The organism is Ruminococcus sp. 1001136sp1_2201st1_G3_2201SCRN_220225 (genome assembly GCF_040924365.1).
GTDB lineage: Bacteria > Bacillota > Clostridia > Lachnospirales > Lachnospiraceae > Blautia_A > Blautia_A faecis.
Map to the genome: position 1 here is coordinate 1 of NZ_JBCOME010000108.1, position 4,837 is coordinate 4,837.

The window sequence follows — 4,837 nt, forward strand, 5'->3', positions numbered from 1 at the left end:
CAGCTAACATTTGAGTTCCGCTCTGTTGTCACCCCTTATTCGGGGATGTAAATCAGAGAAAAGGCGGGAAAAGAAACCATCTCTCCGAAACCTGCAAACATAAATTAGCTGAAACAGTATATAATTCTATTAGCTACAGCTAATAGTCAAACAGCAATGTCTGTTTGGAACTTTACCTACAACAAAAGTTCCAGGCAGGCATTTTTTATATCCTGAATCCTAGAGGAAAGGAGTCGAGATGACTGAAGCAAACAGACAATCAGAAGAAAAAGAAGAACGAATCATAGAAATTGAGATTGAGCGTCTCCGCCCTTTTAAGGAACATCCCTTTCAAGTAAAAGATGATAAGGAAATGTTTCTTCTGCAGGAAAGCATTGAGAAGTATGGCTGACATTGTATCAGAAGCCAGTGGTGTTGCCTGTTGGGTATATGTGCAGAAATATGTGAAGCATAAGACTTTGGATGAGATGCTGCAAGAATGGTCAGGAGCAAGCAAGTTTATCCTTGCTATGGATACCTGGTTTGAAAGATTGATGGCGGATCAATAGAAGCTGTGATAGAATGAAGAAAACGATTTAACGCGCAAATCGGAATTTACTTCTACTTAGACATACAAACTGTTGACAGTAAAACTCCTATATAGTATTATTTGATAAAATACTATATAGGAGTTTTTGTATGAAAATGAATGGCGGATTTCTTGTTACCAAAATAAAACAACTTGGAGATCGAATCTTTGAGAAGATTCTCAGCGAAAAGAATATTGATGCGTTTAACGGAGCCCAGGGGCGTATTCTTTATGTACTGTGGCAGGAAGATGGAATCTCAATCAGGTCACTCTCGATTAAATGTGGATTAGCGATAACTTCTCTTACTACGATGCTGGAAAGAATGGAAAATCAAGGGCTGATAAGACGTGTTCAGTCTGAAACGGACAAAAGGAAAACACTCCTGTTTCTGACTGAAAAAGCACATGCCTTAAAGGACAAATACGATTCTGTATCTGATAAAATGGGCAGTATTTACTACAAAGGTTTTTCGGAGGAAGAAATTACCCAGTTTGAGGAATACCTCGACCGTATCAGAAAGAATCTTGAGGAGTGGCAGAAATCATGAGTATTTGTATCAAAGATCAGATTCAAAACATGAATATCGTCATCGGATGTACAGTGGGGTGTGCATATTGCTATGCCCGCAATAATGTGAAACGCTGGCATATGATTGATGACTTTGCTGACCCTGAATTCTTTCCGGGTAAGCTCAAGATGATGGAAAAGAAACGTCCGCAGAACTTTCTTCTTAACGGCATGAGCGATCTTTCCGGCTGGAAGTCAGAATGGAGAGACGAGGTATTTGAAAAAATCCGTGAAAATCCACAGCATCAGTTCCTGTTCCTTACAAAGCGACCAGATCTGCTGGATTTTGATACAGATTTGGAAAACGCATGGTTTGGTGTTACGGTGACGAGAAAAGCAGAATTGTGGCGTATTGACGCACTACGGGAAAATGTCAGAGCAAAACACTATCATGTTACCTTTGAGCCGCTATTCGACAATCCAGGTTCAGTTGATCTTTCCGGGATCAACTGGATCGTTGTCGGCACCATGACTGGAGTTCAGAGCAGGAAGGTTCATACGGAGCCGGAGTGGGCATGGTCTTTGACAGATCAGGCGCATATGCTTGACATTCCGGTATTTATGAAGGAAGATCTTGTCCCTATCATAGGGAATGAAAATATGATTCAGGAAATGCCGGATGAATTCAATAAAGTGTTGGAGGTACAGAGATCATGGCAGAAGTAATAAATGGAATCCTCATTAATGAGGCGGAAACAAAGAACATCATGACCAAGTCCAGTCTGCCTGTAGGCGGTTACTCGGTCAATCCATATGTAGGCTGTACACACGCCTGCAAGTATTGCTATGCTTCTTTTATGAAGCGCTTTACCGGACACAAGGAGGAATGGGGCACTTTCCTTGATGTGAAGCATTGGCCGGAAATTAAGAATCCGAAGAAATATGCCGGACAGCGGGTGGTCATCGGTTCTGTGACAGATGGCTACAATCCACAGGAGGAGCAATTCGGGAATACCAGAAAACTTCTGGAGCAGCTGATCGGCAGTGACGCAGATATTCTGATCTGCACAAAGTCGGATCTTGTGGTACGGGATATTGATCTGCTGAAGAAGCTTGGACGAGTAACCGTTTCATGGTCGATCAACACACTAGATGAAAATTTCAAGAACGATATGGACTCTGCTTCTAGCATTGAGCGCCGTATCGCTGCTATGAAGCAGGTATATGAAGCAGGTATCCGTACAGTCTGTTTCGTATCTCCGGTGTTTCCCGGTATCACGAATTTTGAAGCAATCTTTGAGCGGGTAAAGGATCAGTGCGATCTGTTCTGGCTCGAAAATCTCAATCTTCGAGGCGGTTTCAAAAAGACAATTATGGATTATATCGCCGGAAAATATCCTGATCTTGTACCACTTTACGACGAGATCTATAACAAGCATAACCGCAGCTACTTTGAAGTACTTGAAGTAAAAGCTGAGGAAATGGCTAAGAAGTATGATTGCCCATTTGTGGATAATGAAATGCCTTATGGCAGAGTCTCGCAGGGACATCCGGTGATCGTAGATTATTTCTATCATGAGGAAATCCGAGGGACAGAGAATACAGGAAAAAGAAATCGTTAATCTAAACGAAAATTAAACTGATGATGGTGGAGAGATTTATTTATCGCCATTTGAAATCGAGAAGTTCTTGTTTGAAAAATAGAGAAATTGTAAAATTGAAGAAAAAAGAAATGCACAGTTCTTAGCTTATCGGGAGCTGTGCATTTTTGTAAATAAATACTTTTAATTAGCCGATTACGGCGTCCTCTGCTGTAAAATGTTCCAGAGAATTTTCTTTTACCTGAATGCAGATATAAGTAATTCCGGAAATATCGGATGCAAAAAACTGACGCTTTGCAGCAGGTGCGATTTTTAGCCAGTCTCCAGTTGAAAGGCTGATTTCTTCTCCATCAATTATGGCTTTGCCGTTACCTGAAAGAATTCCATAGATTTCCTCATTTTCTTTATGAGAATGAACAAATGGGACATTTGCTCCTGCAGGTAGTTCGTTTAAACTGATTTCTGCACCTGTTAAAGACAACTTTTCATGCAGTTCAATTCGGTTTTCCTTTCCAATAGTTGTTTTTGTGTAATTTGTCATAATAATACCTCCATAGTTGATTTGTAGTTTCTGGTTGCTTGGTATTAGTATAGTGTGAGACACATACAAAAACAAGTACGCACCTTTTTGTAACTGTACACTCAAAATTAAATGTGTTACAATCGACTTGGAGGTGAGAATTATGCGAGCAAAAGAAGAATTACCGGAATGCCCAGTTGCAACAGCAGTATCTCTCATCGGAGGAAAATGGAAACTGCTGATTTTGCGTAACTTGAAAGAGCGTCCATGGAGATTCAATGAGCTACAACGAAGTATAGATGGTATTTCACAAAAGGTTTTGACAGATAGTTTAAGGCAAATGATGAGTGATGGACTGGCATATCGCCACGATTACCATGAACAGCCACCGAGAGTTGAATACGGATTAACGGAACTCGGAACAAAAATGCTTCCAATTGTTAATTCACTTGCTGACTTTGGTAACTACTATAAATCACTTATTGAACAGAATTAAGTACGTTAGTATTTGAAAAGCTCGAACAACTGTTAAGGAAACAATCGGAGTTGGTGTAAACGAAAAAGCAGCCTTGAGTTCTGATAAAAACTGCCCTTTCGTTTACATCAATTTCGATTTTACCTTGGTGAACAAAGTCGCGTCCCTTTAGCCGATAGCTATGGGGATTCAATCGTTGCTCTTTTCCTTAAGTTTATCATACTGGGTGTTTTGGTAAAAGTTTTTTTATTCAAGAAATCAATTTCAGGCATGACAAACAAACCTCCTATGCGGAAGCCATTTATTCTATGCAATTGTAGATTTTAACATCTCATATGTGCATGAAAAGAAGAACTGTATTTATCTTTGCGGGGTGATACCATATTCCCTCCGCAAGAAGAACATTTGCATACATCAATGTGATACAAAACCTTTATCATTTCTACTGCATTTAGATTTTTTAATGTAGAAATGTATTTCTTGCATCCAAGCAGGTTTCTGCAGAGAGTTATCTTTTTTCTCTTGTTTCTACATGATAGCAGACCATAGTGCCGGATTCTGACAAATCGTTTGGGTGGAACATGCATCATGAATCGACGGATGAATTCTTCTCCTGAAATTGTTTTCTCTTTCCAGTGGCCTTCGTTTTTATAGTCTTTTACTGCATATGTAACTGTCGTATCCGTCATGGATTTGATTCGATGATTACTGATTGCTATCCTGTGGGTATATTTTCCAAGATAATTGATAACCGACTGTGCACCATTGAAAGTTTCTTTACAGTAAGTGACCCAGTTCTTTTCATAACACTTATCAAGAAGTTCTTTAAAACGATAGCTGTTCTGATATTTCTCTGCTGTACCATGAAATTTAAGCTTAGAATCATTCCACAGGCTTTTTAACTCATCCAGATATTTTCCACGGAACACTTTTGAGATGACACCATATGGGAGAAAAAAATTTCCACCTGTGTCTTTCCATTTATTTTCATCATCAAGCCCACCTCCAAGAACAATGGTATGAATATGAGGATGATAATTCATTGCAGAGCCCCAGGTATGAAGAATGCAGATATACCCTATATCAGCTCCCAGATACTTTGCATCTTTTGACAATTCATTCAATGTGGCTGAAGCAGCATGATACAGTGCATCATATAACAGCT

8 protein-coding genes are annotated in these 4,837 nt (G+C 39.6%); 6 read left to right on the forward strand and 2 right to left on the reverse strand.

The features are described from left to right. Positions 1–238: 238 nt before the first annotated feature. From AB5642_RS19610 to AB5642_RS19630, 5 genes are all read left to right on the forward strand, one after another. Positions 239–391 carry a hypothetical protein gene (locus tag AB5642_RS19610; protein WP_226841011.1) on the forward strand — a complete coding sequence of 51 codons (153 nt, stop codon included), beginning with the start codon at positions 239–241 and terminating at the stop codon, positions 389–391. After that, entirely contained in the window at positions 384–548 is a 165-nt protein-coding gene (locus AB5642_RS19615; protein ID WP_173716665.1) for a hypothetical protein, read from the forward strand. Before AB5642_RS19610 ends, AB5642_RS19615 begins: the two co-directional genes overlap by 8 nt. Positions 549–678: 130 nt before the next feature. Next, the gene (locus AB5642_RS19620; protein WP_117559293.1) at positions 679–1,116 is read left to right on the forward strand and encodes a radical SAM mobile pair system MarR family transcriptional regulator; all 438 of its coding nucleotides are present in this window, start codon (positions 679–681) and stop codon (positions 1,114–1,116) included. After that, positions 1,113–1,802 (forward strand): radical SAM mobile pair protein A, encoded by a 690-nt coding sequence (locus tag AB5642_RS19625; RefSeq protein WP_173716688.1) that lies wholly within the window; start codon positions 1,113–1,115, stop codon positions 1,800–1,802. Before AB5642_RS19620 ends, AB5642_RS19625 begins: the two co-directional genes overlap by 4 nt. Next, complete coding sequence (locus AB5642_RS19630) at positions 1,790–2,698, forward strand: radical SAM mobile pair protein B (RefSeq protein ID WP_173719348.1); 909 nt, start codon at positions 1,790–1,792, stop codon at positions 2,696–2,698. The genes AB5642_RS19625 and AB5642_RS19630 overlap by 13 nt, the downstream gene beginning before the upstream one ends. A gap of 166 nt (positions 2,699–2,864) precedes the next feature. Here the strand turns inward: AB5642_RS19630 and AB5642_RS19635 are convergent, their stop codons facing one another. After that, positions 2,865–3,218 carry a cupin domain-containing protein gene (locus AB5642_RS19635; RefSeq protein ID WP_117495883.1) on the reverse strand — a complete coding sequence of 118 codons (354 nt, stop codon included), beginning with the start codon at positions 3,216–3,218 and terminating at the stop codon, positions 2,865–2,867. Positions 3,219–3,360: 142 nt separating this feature from the next. Between AB5642_RS19635 and AB5642_RS19640 the strand changes: the two genes are divergently transcribed. After that, a complete protein-coding gene (locus AB5642_RS19640) occupies positions 3,361–3,693 on the forward strand; it encodes a helix-turn-helix domain-containing protein (RefSeq protein ID WP_072522465.1) in 333 nt (110 codons plus the stop codon). Positions 3,694–3,995: 302 nt separating this feature from the next. On the opposite strand, the gene AB5642_RS19645 is transcribed toward AB5642_RS19640, so the two are convergent. Then, a partial coding sequence (locus AB5642_RS19645; protein WP_368371907.1) for a transposase occupies positions 3,996–4,837 on the reverse strand: 842 nt, incomplete at its 5' end.